The 21,579-nt window shown below is 65.4% G+C and carries 19 protein-coding genes; 15 read left to right on the forward strand and 4 right to left on the reverse strand.

Annotated features, from left to right (window positions below; all coding sequences use genetic code 11):
* Positions 1-11: 11 nt before the first annotated feature.
* The 3 genes from HGG74_RS18910 to HGG74_RS18920 are packed head-to-tail and all read left to right on the forward strand — an operon-like array spanning position 12 to position 2,139.
* Entirely contained in the window at positions 12-1,289 is a 1,278-nt protein-coding gene (locus HGG74_RS18910) for a cytochrome P450 (RefSeq protein WP_168488931.1), read from the forward strand.
* 14 nt (positions 1,290-1,303) lie between these two features.
* Entirely contained in the window at positions 1,304-1,624 is a 321-nt protein-coding gene (locus HGG74_RS18915) for a 2Fe-2S iron-sulfur cluster-binding protein (protein ID WP_168488933.1), read from the forward strand.
* Positions 1,621-2,139 (forward strand): HtaA domain-containing protein, encoded by a 519-nt coding sequence (locus HGG74_RS18920; protein ID WP_168488935.1) that lies wholly within the window; start codon positions 1,621-1,623, stop codon positions 2,137-2,139. Before HGG74_RS18915 ends, HGG74_RS18920 begins: the two co-directional genes overlap by 4 nt.
* 54 nt (positions 2,140-2,193) lie before the next feature.
* Here HGG74_RS18920 and HGG74_RS18925 read toward each other — a convergent pair whose 3' ends face one another.
* Positions 2,194-3,000, reverse strand: a complete 807-nt coding sequence (locus HGG74_RS18925) for an HpcH/HpaI aldolase family protein (protein ID WP_168488936.1) — start codon at positions 2,998-3,000, stop codon at positions 2,194-2,196.
* 484 nt (positions 3,001-3,484) lie between these two features.
* Here HGG74_RS18925 and HGG74_RS18930 point away from each other — a divergent pair, with 484 nt between their 5' ends.
* From HGG74_RS18930 to HGG74_RS18950, 5 genes are all read left to right on the forward strand, one after another.
* Positions 3,485-3,787, forward strand: a complete 303-nt coding sequence (locus HGG74_RS18930; protein ID WP_205762191.1) for a hypothetical protein — start codon at positions 3,485-3,487, stop codon at positions 3,785-3,787.
* Between the two features lie 1,099 nt (positions 3,788-4,886).
* Positions 4,887-6,281 carry an NAD(P)/FAD-dependent oxidoreductase gene (locus tag HGG74_RS18935; RefSeq protein WP_168488938.1) on the forward strand — a complete coding sequence of 465 codons (1,395 nt, stop codon included), beginning with the start codon at positions 4,887-4,889 and terminating at the stop codon, positions 6,279-6,281.
* A gap of 32 nt (positions 6,282-6,313) precedes the next feature.
* Entirely contained in the window at positions 6,314-7,495 is a 1,182-nt protein-coding gene (locus HGG74_RS18940; protein WP_168488940.1) for an epoxide hydrolase family protein, read from the forward strand.
* Positions 7,492-8,466: a PDR/VanB family oxidoreductase gene (locus tag HGG74_RS18945; protein WP_168488942.1), complete on the forward strand. Its 975-nt coding sequence runs from the start codon at positions 7,492-7,494 to the stop codon at positions 8,464-8,466. Before HGG74_RS18940 ends, HGG74_RS18945 begins: the two co-directional genes overlap by 4 nt.
* Before the next feature lie 202 nt (positions 8,467-8,668).
* Positions 8,669-9,838 carry a phosphotransferase gene (locus HGG74_RS18950; RefSeq protein ID WP_168488944.1) on the forward strand — a complete coding sequence of 390 codons (1,170 nt, stop codon included), beginning with the start codon at positions 8,669-8,671 and terminating at the stop codon, positions 9,836-9,838.
* Between the two features lie 166 nt (positions 9,839-10,004).
* Here the strand turns inward: HGG74_RS18950 and HGG74_RS18955 are convergent, their stop codons facing one another.
* Both HGG74_RS18955 and HGG74_RS18960 read right to left on the reverse strand, forming a co-directional pair.
* Positions 10,005-11,588 carry a GMC family oxidoreductase gene (locus HGG74_RS18955; protein WP_168488946.1) on the reverse strand — a complete coding sequence of 528 codons (1,584 nt, stop codon included), beginning with the start codon at positions 11,586-11,588 and terminating at the stop codon, positions 10,005-10,007.
* 413 nt (positions 11,589-12,001) lie between these two features.
* A complete protein-coding gene (locus tag HGG74_RS18960) occupies positions 12,002-12,835 on the reverse strand; it encodes a mycofactocin-coupled SDR family oxidoreductase (protein WP_312856911.1) in 834 nt (277 codons plus the stop codon).
* A 582-nt stretch (positions 12,836-13,417) separates the two neighbouring features.
* On the opposite strand from HGG74_RS18960, the gene HGG74_RS18965 reads away from it, so the two are divergent.
* The 3 genes from HGG74_RS18965 (at position 13,418) to HGG74_RS18975 (ending at position 17,693) form a co-directional block, all read left to right on the forward strand.
* Positions 13,418-14,932: an aldehyde dehydrogenase family protein gene (locus tag HGG74_RS18965; RefSeq protein WP_205762193.1), complete on the forward strand. Its 1,515-nt coding sequence runs from the start codon at positions 13,418-13,420 to the stop codon at positions 14,930-14,932.
* A gap of 369 nt (positions 14,933-15,301) precedes the next feature.
* Positions 15,302-16,711, forward strand: coding sequence for an MFS transporter (locus HGG74_RS18970; RefSeq protein WP_168488948.1), 1,410 nt, complete (start codon positions 15,302-15,304; stop codon positions 16,709-16,711).
* Between the two features lie 184 nt (positions 16,712-16,895).
* The gene (locus HGG74_RS18975) at positions 16,896-17,693 is read left to right on the forward strand and encodes a tyrosine-protein phosphatase (protein WP_168488949.1); all 798 of its coding nucleotides are present in this window, start codon (positions 16,896-16,898) and stop codon (positions 17,691-17,693) included.
* Positions 17,694-17,862: 169 nt separating this feature from the next.
* Here the strand turns inward: HGG74_RS18975 and mftR are convergent, their stop codons facing one another.
* Complete coding sequence (mftR, locus tag HGG74_RS18980; RefSeq protein ID WP_168488950.1) at positions 17,863-18,474, reverse strand: mycofactocin system transcriptional regulator MftR; 612 nt, start codon at positions 18,472-18,474, stop codon at positions 17,863-17,865.
* Positions 18,475-18,588: 114 nt separating this feature from the next.
* Here mftR and mftA point away from each other — a divergent pair, with 114 nt between their 5' ends.
* The 4 genes from mftA (at position 18,589) to mftD (ending at position 21,578) form a co-directional block, all read left to right on the forward strand.
* Positions 18,589-18,687: a mycofactocin precursor MftA gene (gene mftA / locus HGG74_RS18985; RefSeq protein WP_168488951.1), complete on the forward strand. Its 99-nt coding sequence runs from the start codon at positions 18,589-18,591 to the stop codon at positions 18,685-18,687.
* The gene (gene mftB / locus HGG74_RS18990; RefSeq protein WP_168488952.1) at positions 18,687-18,968 is read left to right on the forward strand and encodes a mycofactocin biosynthesis chaperone MftB; all 282 of its coding nucleotides are present in this window, start codon (positions 18,687-18,689) and stop codon (positions 18,966-18,968) included. Before mftA ends, mftB begins: the two co-directional genes overlap by 1 nt.
* Positions 18,965-20,212: a mycofactocin radical SAM maturase gene (gene mftC / locus HGG74_RS18995; protein ID WP_168488953.1), complete on the forward strand. Its 1,248-nt coding sequence runs from the start codon at positions 18,965-18,967 to the stop codon at positions 20,210-20,212. Before mftB ends, mftC begins: the two co-directional genes overlap by 4 nt.
* A 70-nt stretch (positions 20,213-20,282) precedes the next feature.
* Positions 20,283-21,578 carry a pre-mycofactocin synthase MftD gene (gene mftD / locus HGG74_RS19000; RefSeq protein ID WP_168488954.1) on the forward strand — a complete coding sequence of 432 codons (1,296 nt, stop codon included), beginning with the start codon at positions 20,283-20,285 and terminating at the stop codon, positions 21,576-21,578.
* Position 21,579: the final 1 nt, after the last annotated feature.

Raw genomic sequence — 21,579 nt, forward strand, 5'->3', positions numbered from 1 at the left:
AGGAACCTGTCATGAGCGGCTTAACCGAGTACGACAACAAGATGCTCGACCCCCATTGGTATACAACCGGCGAATACCACGAGGCATTCAAGCGCCTGCGGGACGAGGATCCCGTGCACTGGACGGAAGACTCCAGTTACGGCAAGAACTACTGGGCAATCACTCGGTACGAGGACGTCAAGGACTACCTGCTGAATCCGCAGCGTTTCAGCTCCCGCTGGGACACCCGCATTCCCCGGTCCCCGAAGCGCCGAACCCCCGAGGAACGGCACGCCCAGGGCTGGGACATCAGCATCGCCACCAACGACGACCCGATCCACGACCTGTACCGTAAGCCGATCAACAAGCACTTCAGCGTCCCTGCGATCGCCCGTCTCGGCGAGGACGTGCACGGCATCGTCGACGAGATCATCGCAGAAGTCGGAAACCGCGGCCAGGCTGATTTCGTCGAGGACTTCGCGGCGGATCTGCCCATGAAGGTCATCCTGCGGATGCTCGGAGTCCCCCGCGAGGACTGGGACATGCTGCGCATCGCCTCCTGGCAGTGGCTTGCCGCAGCAGACCCCCGGTGGATCATCGACGGCGACGAGGTCGCGACCTCGCTGCACGGACACAAGGTGCTGCTCGACTACTGCACCGAGCTGGCGCTCAAGCGCCGCCAGGACCCGAAGGATGATTTCGCCACCGTGATCGGCAATCTCGAGATCGACGGCGACAAGCTGAGCGTCCACGAAATGAAGATCTGGTTCGTCACCATGATTGGAGGCGGCCTGGAAACCACGCGCAACGCAGCCGCCGTCGGCACCTGGCTCTTCCTGAAGAATCCCGACCAGCGCCAGCTGCTGCTCGATGACCCCTCCCTCACCAAGAGTGCCGTCGAAGAGGTGCTGCGCTGGAGCACTCCGGCAAAGAACCGCCTGCGCTTGGCGACCGAGGACTTCGACTACCACGGCAAGCGTGTCAAGGCCGGCGACTGGGTGGTCGGCTTCCTGGCCTCGGCCAACAAGGACGAGCGGGTCTTCGCAGATCCGCACCGTTTCGATATCCGCCGCACCCCGAACGAGCATCTCGCCCTCGGCACGGGAATCCATCTTTGCCTGGGCCGCGCGCTGGCGCGGTTGGAACTCTCGGCGTTCTTCAAGACGGTGCTCAGCACGTTTCCCGACCTGGAACTCGTCGACGACGGCGAGCCGGCATGGATCGCCGACCGCAGCGTCACGGGCTTCACGTCCATGCCGGTGAAGTTCACTCCGGTAGACCGCCCCTCGCCCGCCCTGGCCACAGCATAAAGGAGGCCCCTCCTATGAGAACCATTAACTTCACCCTGGCCGACGGCACGGTCCGCACGGTTGAAGGAGCCGACGGCGAGTCTCTCATGCGCATCGCCCTCGGCAATGACGTGCCCGGCATTATTGGCGAGTGCGGCGGCGAACTGTCGTGCGGAACGTGCCACGTCTATGTCGACGCGCAGTGGACCGGCAAGCTGCCTCCGCAGTCGGCCGACGAAGCCGACCTGATGGACATGATGGACAGCTACCGGCCGGAGGCAAGCCGGCTGGGCTGCCAGATCCGCGCCTGCGCGGAGCTCGACGGTCTGACCGTGGAAGTGGCGCCGGACAATTGACCGGCACCGTCCCACCGGTTGAGGCCCCCGCCGGGCCGCTGATTCCAGCGCTGCCGCGCGAACTGCTCTGGGGGGTCAAGCGGAGCTTCCGCGACTATGTGCTGGCACTGGCCGACGGCGCCGAGCAGCTGCTGCCCGGCGCCGGGCGTATCGAAGGCGGCGCCTTCGCCTTCGATACGGACACCGGGTCCGAATGGGACGCCGCCGCCCAGCGGGGAACCCTCCGGTTCCACGGCTCGGTCCTGTTCAGCGGTTACCGCGACATGTTGTACGTGCGGGTCCGCGATCCGTGGATCACCATCGACGCAGGCGGAGCAGTGCTGTCCATCATGCATCCGGCTTTCCTCGAGCGGACCGCCGAACGCCTGGTGCTGGCCGAACTGGCCGACATACGTCTTGATCCTAACCGGAACTGGCGGGCGGTTCCGCGCCTGCTCGCCAGCGGCATACACACCTTCGACGAGGTCTATCCACCGGGCACGGAACTGGACCCGGTAACTCTGGTCACCGGCTGAGCTGCCATGCTGTAAGGGGATCCCTGTCCAGGGATCCCCTTACAGCATGTTCCGTTACCTGCCGAGCAGGGTTTGGGCCGGCTGGTACTCCACGAGCGCCGGTTCGGAGGAGCGGTACGCGGCGATCGAGCGTTCGGCCGCCGCACGGAGCGTCGACATGTCGCTGTCCAGGCTTCCGAAGTCGGCCAGCGCGTCGAAGCCGTAGCCGAGCGGGGCACCGGCGCGGACGCCGTGCTTGTGGGCGGTCGCCGCGACATGCTCCCAGAGCTCCACCAACTGGTCCAGGTCGGCTTCCATATCAATCCCCAGGTCCTGCGAGAGGTCGGCGAGCCCGAAGAAGATATAGTCGACGCCTTCCACCGAGACGATCTCTTCGATGTTGTCGACGCCGCGCTTGGTCTCGATCAGCGGCATCAGGATCACGTTGTCGTTCATCTCGGTGCTGTAGCCACCCCAGTTGCTGCCCGAGAAGTTTGTCGCCGGAACGACCGGGCACATGCCGCGGCCGCCGGCCTGGTAGCGCGTGGCCGCGACCGCGCGCCGGGCTTCATCGGCCGACCCGATCTTCGGGACGAGGATGCCCTGCGCACCCGCATCCAGTGACTGCTGGATCAGCGTGGGGTTGTTCTCGAGCACACGGACGATCGGCACCAGCCCGGTCGCCTGGGCTGCCAGCAGGTGGCTGATCATGTGTGAGTTGTCCATGACACCGTGTTCGCGGTCAATCAGCACCCAGTCATAGCCGGATGAACCGTAGACAGCCGTAGTGGATGCATCACTTGACATGACGAACACGCCGGTCGGCCTCCGGCCTTCGGCGAGGATCGAATCGAATGTGGCGCGGGCACGCTTCATTGCCATTCTGTGTCCTTTCAAGACTTCTCAAAACTTCGTCGCCGGGCATCGTCACCCGGAGGGAACCGACGGATGAGCGGCTCTCCGGCAAGCCTACGTAGGATGCCGGCCCCGGCAGCACGCACAGGTGTCGCGCCTTTGAGCCTCCACTGCGCACATCCGTCCGGCCACGGCTGCACCGCCGTCATCGCCGGGCCGTTCGGCGGCGGGAGTCAGGTGGTCCTATAGGGAACCAGGAGGCCGGATACCACAGGGCTGGCCCGCCCGGGGAGCGGGCCAGTATGTGAATCGGCAGGCGGAACTTCTCCTCGCCGTTCTCCAGCATCGGGCCACTGCCTTGCCGCAGCACTGGGCGCCGCTTAGCCCTATGTACCGGTGGGCCTGGCAATTGGGGGCCGCTGTCATCGCGCCAATATACGCAGACTGTATTTGTTCACGGCGAAAAATGCATTGGACAGTGAAGGTGTGGTGGAGTTGAACTGGCAGAGCCGTGATGCGCATCGCAGGTGTACCTGTCGGCCCGGGCTTCTCCGCCCCTTCCCTGAAAGAACCATCTTTCGTGAAAAACCACCTTCAAGAAATCACCGTTCATCCCCCCGCCGGAAGCGGCTGGGACACCGTCCAGGGGCAACTCGAAAGTGCCGCCGAAGATATGCGCCTTGTGGCCATGGCCGAAAAACGCCACGGAATCCTCGTAACGCGTCACCGGCAGCATACCTTTACCGTCGCCATCAGCCCCGAAGTGCCCTACGGAATGACCTACGAACGCGACGAGCACGTCTTGACCCGATAGGGAATACCAGGTGGCGCGCCCGGATGAACAGATCCGGTTGAGACCTGGAGAGATACCTCGCGGATGCCTTTGGGGACGGGCGTTTCCGCCAGGGAGCACCAGCATTATCAACGCACCGCCGTTTTCGACGGCATCGTTCTGCCGGTCACGACGGGTGGCTGCGCCGGACCGGGCCTGTCCCCGCCACCCCAGGGAAGTCAGAGGGAACCTCATGAGGTCTTCCCGTTACCGCGGACCTGAGCCGCCGAAAAAGATCGTCCCGCCTCGCTCCCTTTGCACCCTAACCACGGGGCGGGTCATTAGGGTCCGGCTGCCGGCATAGGTCTTTACCGGGAACGCAAACCAGGGAGTTCTCTCACGACGTGGCCTCGGCAGCATACGGCCGGGATCAGAATGCCAACTACAGGCTCGCAGCCACCCCCGCCCGGACAACCCTCTGACCATCAGCCGTGACAAAGGTAGTCCGGTCTGCTCCGCGGCTTCGGCGGCGACCTCGCCGGGCAGAGAACCGGCAGCTGCATCCGGGGCCTGCTGGACATTTCGCCTCTAACTGCGGCCCTGGCCCCAGAGTCCCACCGGTGCATCAAGGCCAAGCTTTGCGATCTTGGGAGGTGCGGAAGCCAAGGTTGCAGCTGGCGGAGCCGAGAAGTTCAGGTACGTGCCACCACCAGCCATGCGGTACCCGCTGCAGTGGAAGGCGTGGCAGAGGAATCCGCCGCACATCTTTCGGCTCTTCCGCCGGCGGGGCCGGGAGGATCGGCCGCCGGAGACTTCCGGTAGTACCTGCGGAAAACGCGATGCCGGCTGGAGCCGGAGCTCGCGTCTCTGCCTCCGCCTGCCCACTGCTGACTTGCCGGCGGTATTGGTGCCAACTTATGCGCAGGGCGCAATTATGCAGTTATATTCTGCATTGGACACATACGTCTGGTGCCCTCAGGATCAATCTACAGATGGAACGCCCGGCCGCGGCTCGAAGTGACGGCACGGTAATGCGAGGGCTGGTCTTCGGAAATCCTGAATACCGCAGTTCTTTCGCAGATTCACCCCCGGCAGACCGTTCCATCTCGTTATTCCCAACCGAGAAAAATGAGGGACAAAGATGTCATCCAGTTCGCAGAACGCATTCGGTACCGCCGTCGTTGTTGGCGCGAGTATCGGAGGGTCCTCGGTGGCGGCCACCCTGTCGCCCCATTTCGACAAGGTGATCGTCGTCGAGCGCGACGAGCTTCCGCAGGAGCCTGCGAAGCGCAAGGGCGTCCCGCACTCCTACCAGTTCCACACACTCACGGTAGGTGGCCGTCTGGCCTTGGAGGAAATCTTCCCTGGGCTGACCGAGGAGGTCCATGCGGGCGGGGCGCCGAAGCCTATCCTCGTTCGGGACTCACGGTATGCGTCAAAGGCGGGATGGTTCCCGCGCGTGCCCACCGAGCACGAGATGCTGGCTGTCACCCGGCGCTACCTCGAATGGTACATCCGTGGGCGCGCCGGCAAGCTCGGCAACGTGGAGTTCGTGGAGGGTACCCAGGCCCTGGGCCTGGTGGTCAATGACGGTCGTGTCACTGGTTTGAAGGTGCAAAATCTCACGACCAAGGAGAATTCCGTCATCGAGGCGGACCTCGTCGTCGACACCAGCGGGCGCCCCTCCCAGGCACCCCAGTGGCTGGAGGAGGCAGGCTACGAGAAGCCGAAGGAAACCGTCATCAACGCACGGTGGGGCTATGCCACCACCTACGTCGAGGTCCCTGAGGATTGGCACCCGGACTGGCACTCCACCTACATCGGGCCCACTGTCACCGGCGAGGGCACAGCCGCCACCCGGGGCGGCGCGATGTGGCGTCAGGAAGGCAACCGCTACGTGATCACTGCCCAAGGCTGTGCCGGGGACTTCCCGCCCCAGGATCTGGAAGGCTTCAAGGAGTACATCTCCAGCTTCGGATTCACCGACTTCATCGACATGATCAACCAGTTTGGGACCGTGGAACCCGTCGAGGCCTGGCGTAACACCTCCAACCGCCTGCGCGATTTTGCCGGCATGCCGGACCGGCCCGAGGGCTTTGTCGTCGTCGGCGATGCCTGCGCCGCGTTCAACCCCATCTACGGACAGGGCATGTCCATGGCCGCCTTCGCGGCCCAGCGGCTCGGCAACGCCGTTGGCGCTCGGAAGGCGGCGGGCAAGGGCCTCGATGATGGCTTCACCGCAGACTTCCAGCGTGGCTATCAAGAGTTCCTCGCGCCCTTCTGGGAGTTCTCCACGAGCTCGGACTACGGAATTCCCGGCGTCGAGGTCGACGGTGTCGCCGTCGAGGTGAGGGATCGGCCCGAGTCCCAGTACGCAGACCGCCTGCTGGCACTGGCCACGGAAGACGCGGACGTCGCCGTCAAGTTCATGGAGACGGTATCGATGTTGCGCGACACCTCATGGATGGCCGAGGAGTCCCTGCGTGAGCGGGTCCAGGCCGACTGGGACCGGCTCGGCTCCCTCAGCCGCGACTGAGCCAGCACCCATTCCCTCAAAAGGAGATCCCGATGGACTTCACGCCCTTTACCGTCAACGTTCCCCAGGCAGAGCTCGACGACCTGCGGTCCCGCATCGCCGCCACCAGGTGGCCCGACCAGATCCCCGAGTCCGGCTGGAATTACGGCGCAAACATCGACTTCGTCAGGGAACTGTTGGAATACTGGGCCAACGGGTTCGACTGGCGCAAAACTGAGGCCGAGCTCAACGCCTGGCCGCAGTACACCACGACGATCGATGGCCAAAAAATCCACTTCATCCACGTCCGTTCGCCCCACAAGGGAGCACGCCCTCTCGTCCTGCTGCACGGATGGCCGAGCACGACGACGGAATTCAGCAAAGTCATCGGTCCGCTGAGCGACCCTGTCTCCCATGGCGGCAACGCCGAGGATGCGTTCGACATCGTCGTCCCCTCCCTGCCCGGCTTCGGCTGGAGCGGCCCCACCCGGGAGCCGGGATGGCACCCCGGCCGGATCGCCGATGCCTTCGCCGAGCTGCTCGAGGGTCTGGGCTATGACCACTACTTTGTTCACGGTGGCGACTACGGGGCGGTCGTCGCGGGCCAGCTCGCACTGCGGCACCCGGAGCGGGTCACGGCCATCCACCTCACGTTCCTCGTCACCGGCGGCCGGCGCCCGGAGGACGGCGAAGCCACGCCCGAAGAGGCTCGGCTCGAGGCCGACCAGGCCATTTACAACGCCACGGAAACTGGCTACCTCGCCATCCAGGCCACCAAGCCGCAGTCGCTGGCCTATGGACTCAACGATTCGCCGGCAGGACTGGCAGCGTGGATCGTCGAGAAGTTCAACTCCTGGACCGATAACGGGGGCGACCTGGAATCGGTGCTCACCAAGGACGAGCTCCTGGCCAACATCACGACGTACTGGCTGACGCAGACGGCCGGTTCCGCCGCCCGCCTGTACTACGAGACGGCTGCCGGAGGGATGATGGGGCCCTCGGCCGAGCGGGTGGAGACGCCCACCTACGTAGCGGTCTTCCCCAAGGAGCTGTACCGAACGACACGGCGCATAGCCGAGCATCATTACAACGTCCAGCGGTGGACCGAGCAGCCCCGGGGCGGCCACTTCGCCGCCTCGGAGCAGCCCGAGCTCCTCGTGGACGACATCCGCAGCGCTCTGCGGACCGTCGGCGTGGACCGGGTAGAAGACGTCACGGAGGGAGCACGCGCATGACCACGACAACCGGGGCGTTTACAGCTCGCAAGCTCGGCGAGTTCGAAGGCACGCTCACGGTGTCCTGCCGAACGGAGGCCAGCGACGGTGTCGTTGCCCTGGAGCTCACCCCCGACGACGGTACACAGCTGCCCGCGTGGGAGCCAGGCGCCCACATCGACCTCGTGCTGGGTCCGCGCCTCGTGCGCCAGTACTCCCTCTGCGGGGACCCTGGCGACCGGTCACGCTGGCGGATAGGTGTGCTGCGCGAGCCCCAGAGCCGGGGCGGATCGGAGTACGTCCACGACAGGTTGATGGAGGGCGAGCAGGTGCAGGTCCGCGGCCCGCGCAACTCCTTCGCCCTGAAAGAAGCCGATGGCTACGTCTTCATCGCCGGCGGCATTGGCATCACACCGATTCTGCCGATGGTGGCACGTGCCGAATCGTCCGGGGTCCCGTGGCGGCTGCTATACGGCGGACGGACCCGCAACTCGATGGCTTTCCTGGACGAGCTTGAGGCATACGGCGACACCGTTACCGTACGGCCTGAGGACGAGTTCGGGCTCCTCGACCTGGCAACGGAACTCAGGGATGCGGCACCGGGAACAAAGATCTACTGTTGCGGCCCCGGGCCGCTGCTCGATGCCGTCGAGCGCGCCAGCGCCCACTGGGCTCCCGACGCCCTGAACGTCGAGCGGTTTAAGCCGCTCGCCCTAGCTCCTGGCGGAGCGTTCACGGTCGAACTCGCCCGCAGCAACCTCGAGCTCAACGTGCCACCGGAGCGATCCATTCTCGAAGTGGTCAACGAAGCCGGCATCGACGTAATCAGCTCCTGCGAAAGCGGGATCTGCGGGACCTGCATCACCAACGTGCTGGAGGGGACGCCGGACCACAAGGACGACATCCTCAGTGCCGGAGAGCGCGAGGCAGGCACATGCATGACAATCTGCGTCTCGCGCTCTCTCTCGCCGAAGCTCGTGCTTGACCTGTAAGCAGAGCGGTCGTTGGTGCCCCGCCTGACCTGCCCAGGGAACACGACCGGTCCTCTGCGCTTCGGCTGGACCAGGCGAGCAAATGTACTCCGCGAAAAGTCCGACCAGCCCGTGGAACGACCTGTGCGGAGGGTGTTACCGAAAGTTGTATTCCGTCAGTAGATGTTTGATCCCATGAATCGGGAATTAAGGAGAATCCGGGATGGACGAAAAATTCATCGCACGGGTAACCAAAGCGTACGAGGCCGACCAGCAGCGCCTCGAAATCCCGCTGGCAGTGGGCGAACTGCCGCTGGCCTACGAATCGATCACAGATGAGTGGCTCACAGACGTCCTGTGCGCCAACTTCCCTGGTGCCGCGGTAGTGGGCCACAGGCTCGGTGCGCCCGACAACGGGTCCTCGAACCGCAGGATCATCCACCTCACCTACAACGAGGCCGGGACGGCGGCCGGCCTTCCGTCCGCGTTGTTCTGCAAGGCAAGCCACGATCTTGTGAACCGGATTGTGCTCGGCGCCGCAAATTCGGCATCCGGTGAGGAATTCTTCTACAGCCAGATTCGGCCGCAGATCGAGATCGAAGCACCGAAGAGCTATTTCGCCCGAGTCGACGACCAATCGTTCAACTCAATGATTATGCTCGAGGATCTGACCGGGCGAAGCGAATTCCTGAACCATGCCAGCACGATCAGCCTTCAACGCGCCAAGAGCCAGATCCGGCTCCTGGCGGGGCTCCATGCCGCCTGCCACGAGGGAACCGAGCTGGGAGCGAAGGCCAAGAACGTCCAAACCTGGCCCGAGTTCTTCCGGAAGACCCTCAACATGGGGATGAAGGAGGGCTCGCAGGCCGGTTTCCTCGGCGCCGAGGAGGTTATCCCCGAGCGGCTGTACGCCCGTTTCGACGAGATCTGGCCGGCAACGGTGGCCTCGGTGGACGACCACAAGAGCCTGCCGTACACGCTGGCGCATGGGGACGTCCACCTCAAGAACTGGTACGTCGCCGGCAACGGGGAGATGGGTCTTGCCGACTGGCAATGCGTCTCGCGGGGGCACTGGGGCCGGGACCTGGCCTACACTCTGTCGACGGCGCTCACCGTGGAGGACCGCAGACAGTGGGAGCGGGAGCTCATCGAACTGTATCTGGACCTCATGCGCGAGGCCGGCGCACCGGTTCCTGACTTCAACCAGGCCTGGGACATCTACCGCCGTCAGCTCATGACCGCGCTGACATGGTGGACGATCTGCGTGGAGCCCCCGGCAACCATGCCGGATATGCAGCCGCGGGACACGACGATGGAGTTCGTCAAACGTATCGCTACGGCCATCGACGATCTCGAATCGCTGGACAGCTTCCGCACGCCCGCCTTCACCTAGCGGCCACGGCGCCGCTGGACGCCGCCTCGCCGGCGGCGCCGTCACCGGCTGTCGCACCCGTCCTGGGGAGGCCTGCACCCTGAATCCTCCCCAGGATGGTTCTGCGTACCGAGCCGGGCGTCGCCGCCCCGGCATCGGGAACGGCATGCGCGGGGATGCGCGGCCTTCACGCCTCATCCTCGATCATGGTCTGCGCTGCGAGGTATCCGAGCGCCATGGTGGGCGCCGCCGTTCCGCCGGAGGGCTGTCGCGGGAAGACCGAGGCATCGGCCACACGCAGGCCCTCGACGCCGCGCACGCGCAGTCGCGTGTCCAAAACGGCTTCCTCCGAGTCTCCCATGGCACAGGAGCCGACGGCATGAAAGATCCCGGAACCGGCATCCAAGGCATGCCGTGTGGCGCCGTCCTCACCTTGCACGGAGGCGCCGGGCACCTCCTCTCCGACAATGAGGCCGGCAAGCGGGCCGGCCCCCAGCACATCACGGATACGATCCAGCACCACGGCCGTCAAATGACGGTCCTCGCCCGTGGTGAGCGCCGAGGCGTCGATGCGCGGCGGGTCCGTCGGCAGCGGACCACTGACATGGACCGAACCGGCACTGCTCGGCTGCACGGCATAGCCCTGCATCATCAGGCCTGCATGGTCGGCCACGCGCAACCCGCTGTCATCAGTTGCCAGCCTCGAGGTGAGGATCTGGAGGTCCGGAGTATCGCGTCCTGTGCTGTCGGCGAGACCGGCGAGCTCATAGGGGCCCGTCGCGATCGGACCACCTCTGGTGAGCAGATAGCGGGTGGCCTGGGCCGCGACTTTTGTGGGGCTGTCGAGCAGCGGCCCGTCCCCCAGCCCTTCGCGCAGCCTGGCCTTGACGATGACCGAGCGCTGCTCGACCAAGCCCTCGCCCACGGCCCGGGATTCAACGAGTGGCTCGATCCCGGACCTGCGTAAGACTGCGGGATCACCGATGCCTGAACGCTCGAGCAACAGCGGGGTCTCGAGCGCACCGCCAGACACGACGATCTCACGCCGGGCGCGGTGGAGAACCGCCTCACCGTCCTGGACGACCACGACGCCGGTCACGCGCGCCCCGTCAAGCGTCAGACGGAGGGCCTGTGCCCCGGTAACCACCCTCAGGTTCGCACGCCGTGATGCTGGCGATAAAAAGGCTGTGGCAGCCGTCGCTCGTCGCCCGTGCACGATCGTTGCCGGGGTGGCCCCGGAGCGTTGTCCGCACGATGAGTTAAGGTCCGCGACTGTCAGCATGCCGGACAGGGAAAAGGCATCCAGTACCGCCGCTGCAACGTCATCGTCCGCGGCTACGGCCTGCACCGGCAGGCGGCTCTCGACGGCCTGGAAGGCACGTTCCCATGCCGGCCAGGCCCAGGTAGCACCGAGCTCGTCCGCAAGGCGGTCGTAATAGTGGCGTTCGCCGCGTAGATACATCGAACCGTTGACGGTTGTTGAGCCACCAAGGGCGCGGCCACGAAGCCATGTCTGTACCCGCCCGTTGGCCAGCGGTTCGGTCGTGTAGCCGTAGGTGATCCGTGCGGACTGCATCGTGACGATGAATCCTTTGGGGACCGAGACAAAGGGGTGGCGGGCTCGCCGACCCGCCTCGAGGAGCAGTACGCGCCGGGAACCGTCCAGGCTCAACCGGTCGGCCAGAACGCAGCCGGCTGCACCGGCGCCGACGATGATGTAGTCGGCTATGAGTCCCTCCCGCACCTGGCTCTCCCCGTTAGCGCCGTTCAAGGGTCCGGATGTTCCGGGTGAGCGCGGACCGGGAAAGGTGCAGGGCTGCCCCTGCCCGGAGATACCTGTCGCTCCAGGCCAGAGTCACGAAATCATGCAGCTTATGCAGACCCAGCATGTCTTGACACTACCTTGTTGCTTATTTTGTCCTTGCCGCATGGCGTGCATCAGCGCGGCCGGGATGATCTCCCGCATCCTCCGGAGCCAACGCGGCGATGAGGTCCAAGTTCCGGCGTCGGCGGGCGCTGAAAGAACTGCTCCCGTGGCTACCGCCCGGATTGGTCATAAGGATCTTGCTTCTTTACCTACAGTTCCGCCAGGAGCGCTGTGGACTCGCTCCCGGCCGATGCCGCAGTTGCGCCCGCCGCGACCGGGGTCGGGCGCAACTGCGGCAGAAGTGGCTTCGCAGAGCCCTAACCGATGGAGTTGCCGGCGTCCACAGGAAGGGCGACGCCGGTGATGTACCTGGCCTCGTCGGAGGAAAGGAACAGCAGCGCGTTGCTCAGATCGATCGCTTCGATGAGGTTGATCGGGAAAGGATTCAAACCGTGGGTGGCCTCGATGAAGTCTTCCTTGGTCGGATTCTCCAGGTCGGGGCGGAAGACTCGGTAGGTCGGGTCGTTGAACGTCATGTCCGTGGCCACCGTGGTGGGGTGGATGGTATTGACGCGGATCTTGTCCTTGGCCAGCTCAAGCGCCAGGTTGCGCATGAGGCCGACTACACCGGCCTTGGCGGCAACGTAGTGGGCGACGTTCTGCGCCGCCTTCAGCCCGACCACGGAGCTGGTGATGGTGATCGATCCGCCGCCGCTGGCACGAAGATGCGGGATCGCCGCTTTGGCGGTGTGCCAGGGGCCGGTGAGATTTACGTCGAGCATGTCCTGCCAGGTGACCTCGTCCAGCGTCTCGGCCGGCGCGAAGCCACTGACGATGCCTGCGTTGGCGCTGACGATGTCAAGCCGACCGAGCTGTGCCACGCCGTCGTTTAGGGCCTCCGCGAGGCCCTCGTAGTCGCGTACGTCGGCTCTGGTGGCGACAATCCGGCGGCCGAGAGACTCGACCTGGCGAACCGTCTCCTCCAGCTCTTCCTTCGTCCCGAGCTTGTAAGGGACCGAGTCGATGTCTTCCAAGAGATCAACCGTAATGATGTCGGCGCCCTCCTGGGCAAGCCGCACCGCATGACTGCGGCCCTGCCCCTTGGCGCCCCCGGTGATGAATGCGACCTTGCCCTCAAGACGACCTGCCACGTCTTCACGCTCCTTTGAGTGAGTTGGTTCCGGCGCCCGCGCTGGACGCTGGCGAACGACAACGAGTGTCCACATCCAGACAATCCAATGGGGCCCCGCGTGTCCAATGCATTTTTTTCTGATGACATATACGGTCATCGCATATAGGCCTGCGCTGTCGGCTATATCTTCTTCGGCCTTTTCCTGACCTGCGGCGAAAACGAAGCCCCCTGCATGTCACCACGGCAACGGCTCATCGCGCCACCGGCCTCGGAAAATTGCTGTACAAGACGCAGAAGTTTGCGATAAATGTACCTAACGCATTTTTCCTCGTCCTCAAATGCATTGGAAAAACATGGCGGCGTGCCGTTCACTAGCAACAACGCGCTCAGGTTTGCTTCCTCGAGCAAGTGGCACCCTCACCTCCAACGTATGAAGGATTCGGCCGTGACAAGGGACTGGCCTGAGACAGACCACAACCTGCCGACCCCGTGCATCTCAACTGGTGCCTCGCGGAGGGATGCATTCCGTCATCGACAGAACTTTTTGCTGCCCAGTTTGCGGTGCGAGTGAAATAACACACACAATGCCATTTATGGCACTGTGAGCCAGAACTCAGTCCAGCTCACGCCCACAACCGAAGGGATAACAACGATGTCCTCCCCGTACACCATGACCATCGGCGGCCAGCAGGTCGCCACCGACCAGACGTTCGACGTCGTAAACCCGAGCACGGGCCAGGTGTTCGCCCAGGCTCCGTCGGCAACCCAGGCCCACGTCGACGCCGCGTTCACGGCCGCCCAAGACGCATTCCCGGCCTGGGCGGCGGACTCGGCCTCCCGCCGGAGCGCCCTGCGGGCGATCGCCGACGTCACCGAGGCTGCCGCCGACGACCTCGGGCACCTGCTCTCACTGGAGACCGGAAAGCCGCACGAGGACTCGCGCTGGGAGTTCCGTCTGGCTGCGCTCTGGCTCCGTTACTACGCGGACTTCGAGATGGAGCCGGAGGAGATCGTCGACGCCCAGGGCTACCGGGCCACGGTGGTGCGCCGCCCGCTCGGCGTCGTCGCGGCCATCAAGCCGTGGAACACACCCATCATCCAGTTCGCCTGGGCCATTGCACCGGCACTGCGCACAGGCAACACGGTGGTTCTCAAACCCTCGCCCTTCACCCCGCTCTCATCCCTCGCACTGGCCACCCGGATCGCCCACCTCCTGCCGGCAGGCGTCCTCAACATCGCCACCGGGCCAGACCCGCTGGGCGAGCGGCTGACCTCCCACCCGGTACCGCGAAAGATCAGCTTCACCGGCTCCATCCGGGCCGGCAGCAGCATTGCGTCAGCCGCGGCGGCCGACCTCAAGCGCTTCACCCTAGAGATGGGCGGCAACGACCCGGCGCTGGTCCTTCCCGGAGCAGACATCGCGGCGATCGCCGGGTCCATCTTCTGGGCCGGGTTCATGAATAACGGACAGATCTGCGGCGACATCAAGCGCGTCTACGTCCACAAGAGCCAGCACTCCGAAATGGTCGAGGCACTCGCCGAGATCGCACGGTCCGTCAAGGTGGGCGGTCCCTTCGAGGACGGCGTGCAACTGGGGCCGGTCTCCACCCGTCCCCAGTACGACCGTGTCGTGGAGCTCCTCGGCGAAGCGCTCGGAAGTGGCGCGCGCGCCGCGGCCGGCGGTGCACCGCTGGACCGGCCCGGATTTTTCGTCGCCCCCACCATCTTCGACAACGTCGACGACGGGTCCCGAATTGTCGACGAGGAGCAGTTCGGTCCGATCCTCCCGGTCGTTTCTTATAGCGACGTTGAGGACGGGATCCGGCGGGCCAACCGCACGGAGTTTGGACTCACCGCCTCCGTGTGGGGTCCGGACCCGGAGCTGAACGCACAGATCGTTACCCGGCTCGAGGCCGGCATGGTGAGCGTGAACCAGCACGGATTTGGCGTGAGCCCCCACCTGCCGTTCCTCGGCCACAAGGCCAGCGGCTTCGGCGTGGAGAACGGGCGTTGGGGCCTGGAGGAGTACACCCAGGTGCAGGTCATCGGCACCCCGGCCGACGGGCCGAGGCCGGCGATCGACGACCCTGCTCTGGCCGAGACACACACCGGCTGACCGAACCGCACTCGGACACGCAGCACATCCTCGTGACGCATCCGCGGCAGCCCGGCCGGCAGCCCCTCTGAAGGAGCGTGGTGATTGTGCCTCGTTCAGGGGCTGCCGGCCGGCCGACGAACTGCGCGCACGGCGGCTCATGCAAGGACGGCGAGATCCCGACCCACGGCCGGGGCCCTCGTGCGGCTCCCCGGGCTGGATCGGACGCCAACCGGCACGACGGGTGCATCACCCTTCACCGGCCTTCACGGCTTGGCCGAGCGCCTTATTGAAGCACGGCCGTGAATCCCTGCCGGGAGCCCTTCAACAGCTCTTCTGTCCTCAACATCGACTCGCCCCATGGCGAACTGCCCACCCGGAGGAACTTCAATGTCGAATCCGTCTCCCGTCGCCATCACGCGCATTATCGACAATTCACGCTTCTCGAACTTGCAGAAGCGCGTGGTTATACTCTGCCTGCTCCTCGGGTTCGCAGACGGCTTCAACTCACTTGCGGTCGGCTATGCGATCCCCAGCCTGGCCGAGAAGTGGGAGGTGTCTGCCGGCAACTTCTCTGCCGTGATCGTCGCCGGAGTCGTCGGTGAGATTTTGGCGTCGGTCACACTCGCGCCGCTGGCGGACAGGTACGGCCGCAAGCCCATGATCTGGATCGGGATCGTCCTGTTCGGGGTGTGCACAGCGCTGGCAGCCACCGCTGCATCCGTCGCCGCGCTCGTCGTGTTCCGGCTTGTCTCCGGCATGGGCATCGGAACCGCATCTCCGAACCTGTTCGCACTCGGATCTGAGTACTCCCCCCGGTGGTTCAAGGCAACCGCGGTCAGTATCATCGGCACCGGCATGGCAGCCGGCGGCATGGCGTGCGGACTCCTCGCCGCGGTTCTGGTCCCTAACTTCGGCGGAGCAGCGGTCTTCCTCGCAGCCGGAGTGTTCCCGCTGGCGGTCCTGCTCTTCTCGATCGCTTTCCTGCCCGAGTCCGTCGAGTTCTACGCGGCGCGTGGAAAGAATGAGAAAGTCGCGCACCTTCTGAACAAGATCGACGGCACACGGGCCTACCGGTCCACGGATTCTTTCACCGCCAATCACACCGAGAGCGTGCGCAAGGTCAGCGCGCTCGAGCTTTTCCGTGACGGCCGCGCGATCTCCACCGTCCTGGTCTGGTCGATGCTCCTGCTCGGCATCGTGGGATCCTACTTCGTCTTCAGCTGGCTGGTGACGCTGTTGGTCTCCTCCGGTGTACAGGATTCCACCGCCATCCTCGGCACATCTGTCGCGACACTGGGCGGAATCGTCGGCGGGATCGTCCTGGGCATCCTGATGGACCGCTCACGGTTCGGCGTCGGCATCCTCGTCCTTGCCCCCCTCGTACAGATTGCGGCCACGGTCGCCCTCGTCCTCAGCCTCGGCGGCACACCCACCACCGGCCTGATCACCACGCTCTGCTTCTTCCTCGGATTCGGGATCGTCGGCGCCGGCGTCGCGCTCACCGCAGTCGCCGCCCAAGCCTACCCGGCGGAGCTGCGCTCGACGGGAATCGGGTGGGCGGCGGGCTTCAGCCGGCTCGGCGCCATCTTCACACCGGTGGTAGGCGGCCTCCTCATCAACACCGGCATGGCGCCTTCGACCATCCTGTATCTCTCGCTGGTCCCCGCCGCGCTCAACGGCATTCTCTTCCTCGTGTACAAGAAGGTCGGCACGTATGCGGCCGGCACCTCCGGTGCGCAGAACGAGCCGGTTGCGCGCCAGGAAGACGAGGCGGGCGAAGCGGACGTGCTGGTCTGAGCAGGCGATCGCCAGTGGAAGCGCCCCTGGCTCGCCGAGATAGGAAGTAGCCGGCCATGTTGCACGTCTCGCCAATCTTCGCAGGTTGGCCCCGCCAAGACGGGGGCCTGACGGTCCTCGGCCAATGCCGGGGCCAGTTTCCGCGATGCGCCGCCCTGCCCGCAATCCGAGAGAAGCTGGGCCAATGATCACTACCCCCGAAACCGAAGGCACCGCTGTCCCCCTCGCCCCGCTAGTCAACCTCCGTGATCTTGGTGGACTCCGAGTCGAGGGCGGATACGTCCGCCACGGCGCACTGTGGCGCAGCGACGACATCTGCCTGACCACCCACGAGCAGCTCCAGGACCTCGTGTCCGCGGGGCTGCGGGCGGTGATCGATCTGCGTTCTCCCGAAGAATTGAACCGGACCGGCCGCGGACCCTCGATGGCCTATCAGATCGAGCACTACCATCTGCCGCTGACCGATGGCATCTCCACCCCTGCGGTGATGGCAGAGGTGTTCCGAGCCATCCGCACGCCCCGTGATGTGGGGAAATGGTACGCGCAGCTGTTTCGCGACCGGGTGAGTACGATCCTGCACGCTCTACAGGTAATCGCCTATACCGACGGAGGGGTGCTCTTCCACTGCGCCGCGGGCAAGGACCGCACCGGCATTCTCGCCGCTGTCGTCCTAAGCTGTCTGGGCACCGACCAGAGAACCATCATCGCCGACTACGCCCTCACCCGCCACAACATCGCCACCGTCCTGCACCGCTTGGACGGTGGCGGTACACCTCCCCGTTCTGCCACTGGCACATTCACCGGCTACGCCGGTCACCCTCTGATGGGAGCCGACGAGGATAACATGCGCGGTATGCTCGAAACCCTGAGCGGGGAGGGCGGCATGATGCCCGTGCTCCGCGCCGCCGGATACGACGACGACCTGCACTCCGCCCTTAAGAATCGTCTTGTCACTCCAAACCGCCGAGCCCCCACCGAGTAATCGATGCCGGCCTTCATTCTTGCAAGACTCTGCCGGTCATGATTCTTGCCCCATGAGCAAAGAGTCCTCGCCGACCCAATGAAGTTCCTTGGCCTCGGCCTTAACATAGCGTCCGAACAGGCTCCACCTCATAACCCGGTCGGAAGACGGGGAACTGCGGCCTGCCTGTCTATGCCTCGAGATAGGTCCGCAGACCGGTCATGGCGCGGTCGATGAGGTCCAAGAGCCCGTCCGCGTGGGTTTCTTCGGGGTGGGCGAGCCAGGCCTCGTATGCTGCCAGGGAGAGCGCCAGCGACACGTGTCCGGCAACCTGGGGCATCAGATCGTCCGGCTGTGCCCCAGTGCGGCGGGCGACGTGCTCGGCGATCACCCGGCGCCATTCGGCATAGCGCAGCACGGAGTGGGCCTGCAGTTCCGGTGTCGTCAGGATGAGCCGCATGCGTTCGCGGTGTGAAGGCCGGGCGCCTGACGGAAAACGGTTGAACTCAACCACCGCTCGATGGACCCCGGCATGTACTGGCACGTCATCGGGCTGCTGGTCCAGTAGCGCCCGGAAGTGGTCAAGCGTCCGGTCAAACTGACCCCACGGGATGTCATTCTTCGACTGGTAGTAGCGGAACAGCGTCCGGCGCCCGACACCGACCCGCTCAGCGATTGCATTTAGGGTGGTGCCCGCGAAGCCACGTTCGGCGAAGAGCGCGAAGGCCGCCTGCTCGATCGCGCCATGGGAGGTGACCTCGGGGCGACCACGTGCACTGGCGCGCACTTGCTGACTCGTCATGCATTGCAACTTACCGTGCCGATGACGCAATCCGATTTCTTTGCATAGGGGGTAGATTTATTGCCCTTGGTGCCATTAATGTGTGTCAGGACACGCTGGATAAGGAGGATCACCATGAAACCTAAGGCCGAACACCAGGATCAGCAGGCCGAGCTGATCACCGAAGATCTCATCGAGGAGGTCTCGATCGACGGCATGTGCGGCGTCTACTGATGGACGCCCTGCTGGGAGAGCCGTGGATGATCTCGCCGTCGGTGGCGCTGCGGCCCGAGCCCTTCGGGGCACTGGCCTACCATTTCGGCAACCGGAAGCTGACCTTCCTGAAGCGGCCCGAACTGGTCGCCGTCGTCCAAGGCCTTGCATCGGCACCGGATGTGCGGACGGCACTCGAGCACGCGGGCGTCCCGGCCTCCCAGCATGCCGCCTATGCGGCGGCCCTGCGCGGCCTGGCCGCGACCGACATGATCCGCCCCCGGAAGGGACCCGACGCATGAGCACCAATCTGATAGAGCACCCCATTGGCCGTCCGGTGAGGCCGCAAACCGGCACGCTGGTGCAGCAGTTCGAATACGGCCTCGATGCCCCGATCTGCCTGACCTGGGAGCTGACCTACGCCTGCAACCTCGAGTGCGCCCACTGCCTTTCCTCATCCGGACGGCGCGACCCGCGCGAGCTGAGCACGGAGCAGTGCAAGGCGGTGATCGACGAGCTGCAGCGGATGCAGGTCTTTTACGTCAACATTGGCGGCGGCGAGCCGACGATCCGGCCGGATTTCTGGGAGCTCCTGGAGTACGCCGTGGACCACCAGGTCGGCGTGAAGTTCTCCACCAACGGGGTGCGGATCACTCCCGAGCGGGCCCGTTTCCTTGCTGCCACCGATTACGTGGACGTGCAGATTTCCCTGGACGGTGCCACCGCGGAGGTCAACGACTACGTCCGCGGCCCCGGGTCCTATGACACGGCGCTGAGGGCCCTGCAGAACCTGAAGGACGCCGGCTTCAAGGAGGCGAAGATTTCCGTGGTCTGCACCAGGCAGAACATCAGCCAGCTGGATGAGTTCAAGGCCCTGGCCGACCGGTACGGTGCCACGCTCAGGCTCACGCGCCTGCGCCCGTCCGGGCGGGGTGCCGACGTCTGGGACGAACTGCATCCCCTGCCGGAGCAGCAGCGCGAACTCTACGACTGGCTGATGGCCCACGGCGAGGACGTGCTCACCGGCGACTCGTTCTTCCACCTCGCCGCCTTCGGCGAGTCACTCCCTGGCCTGAACCTCTGCGGGGCCGGGCGGGTGGTCTGCCTGATCGATCCCATCGGGGACGTCTACGCCTGCCCGTTCGCCATCCACGACAACTTCCTGGCCGGCAACCTGCTCGCCGACGGCGGTTTCGGGCGGGTCTGGCAGACCTCACCGTTGTTCCAGGACCTGCGCTCTCCGCAGACCGGCGGCGCGTGCACGAAGTGTCAGTTCTTCGACGCCTGCCGCGGCGGGTGCATGGCCGCGAAGTTCTTCACCGGCCTACCGCTGGACGGCCCCGACCCCGAATGCGTCCAAGGGTACGGCGAGCAGGCGCTGGCCGGGGACCGTGTCATCCCTGCGGCCAGTCAGGACCATTCGAAAAAGACCCCCACGCGCAATCAGCCGGTGATGCTGCAGCTTCTCACCCGCCGCCCCGAGCGGCCGCCGGTCTCAGCCTGCGCCGAGAGCCCCCTCGCGGGTTTCGATCCCACCACCCTCTGACCCCGGGCCCGTCAGGTCTTCCAAATACGACCTTGGCAGCCCCGGACACCAACCACTGAAGGCAAAGCACATGAAGTTCGAGAATCCCTGGAAGCAGAACCCCTGGTTCGAATCCGTCGCCGTCGCACATGAGCGCGCCCGCAAGCGGCTCCCGCAGCCGGTCTACGGCGCCCTGGTCGCCGGTTCCGAGCGTGGCCAGAGCATCGCCGAAAACGAGGCGGCGTTCGCCGAGCTCGGCCTGGCGCCCCACGTCGTCGGCCAGCAGCCCGAGCGCAGCCAGGCAACAACCGTGTTTGGGCAGCAGATCGGTTTGCCGGTCATCATCAGCCCCACCGGGGTTCAGGCCGTGCATCCCGACGGCGAGGTCGCGGTGGCCCGGGCGGCCGCGGCGCGGGGCACGATCATGGGCCTGTCCAACTTCGCCTCGAAGTCTGTCGAGGACGTCACGGCCACCGGCGCCACGACGTTCTTCCAGATGTACTGGACCGGCGACCGGGACACCATGATCCAGCGGATGCAGCGCGCCCACGCCGCCGGTGCCGCCGGCCTGATCGCCACCTTGGACTGGTCCTTCTCAATGGGCCGCGACTGGGGCAGCCCGGAGATCCCGGAGAGGATGGACTTCAAGGCCATGGTCCGCCTGGCGCCCAAGGTTGTCACCAAGGCGGGGTGGCTAGGGCAGTTCGGCCGGCAGTACCTCAAGACCGGAAAACTGCCCGACCTCACCGCCCCCAACCTCGCCCCGCCCGGAGGCGAGCCGCCGGCCGCTGCGCCGGGCGGGGAAACCCCGGCAAAACCGTCCTGGGGACCCGCGCCGACGTTCTTCGGCGCCTACTACGAGTGGATGACCACACCGCCCCCCAGCTGGGAGGACGTGGCGTGGATGCGGGAAATCTGGCAGCAGATCTCCGGGACTCCGTTCGTCCTCAAGGGGGTCTGCCGCGTCGACGACGCCCTGCGCGCGGTCGACGCCGGAGTGGCAGGTATCTCGGTGTCCAACCACGGCGGCAACAACCTCGACGGCACCCCGGCCGCGATCCGGATGGTCCGGCCCATCGCCCAGGCCGTCGGGGACCAGATCGACGTGGTCATGGACGGCGGCGTCCGCCGCGGCTCCGACGTGGTCAAGGCCCTCGCCCTCGGCGCCAAGGCCGTCCTCATCGGCCGCGCCTACCTGTGGGGGCTCGCCGCCAACGGACAGGCCGGTGTCGAGAACGTCCTGGACATCCTCTCCGGCGGCATCGACTCCGCCCTGCGCGGACTGGCGCTGTCCTCGACGACCGAGCTGCGCCCCCAACACCTGCTCATCCCGGACGGTTTCGATCGGGCCCTGGGCGCCCCTGAGCCGGCTCTGACCAGTCGCTGAG

The organism is Arthrobacter mobilis, assembly GCF_012395835.1.
Classification (GTDB): domain Bacteria; phylum Actinomycetota; class Actinomycetes; order Actinomycetales; family Micrococcaceae; genus Crystallibacter; species Crystallibacter mobilis.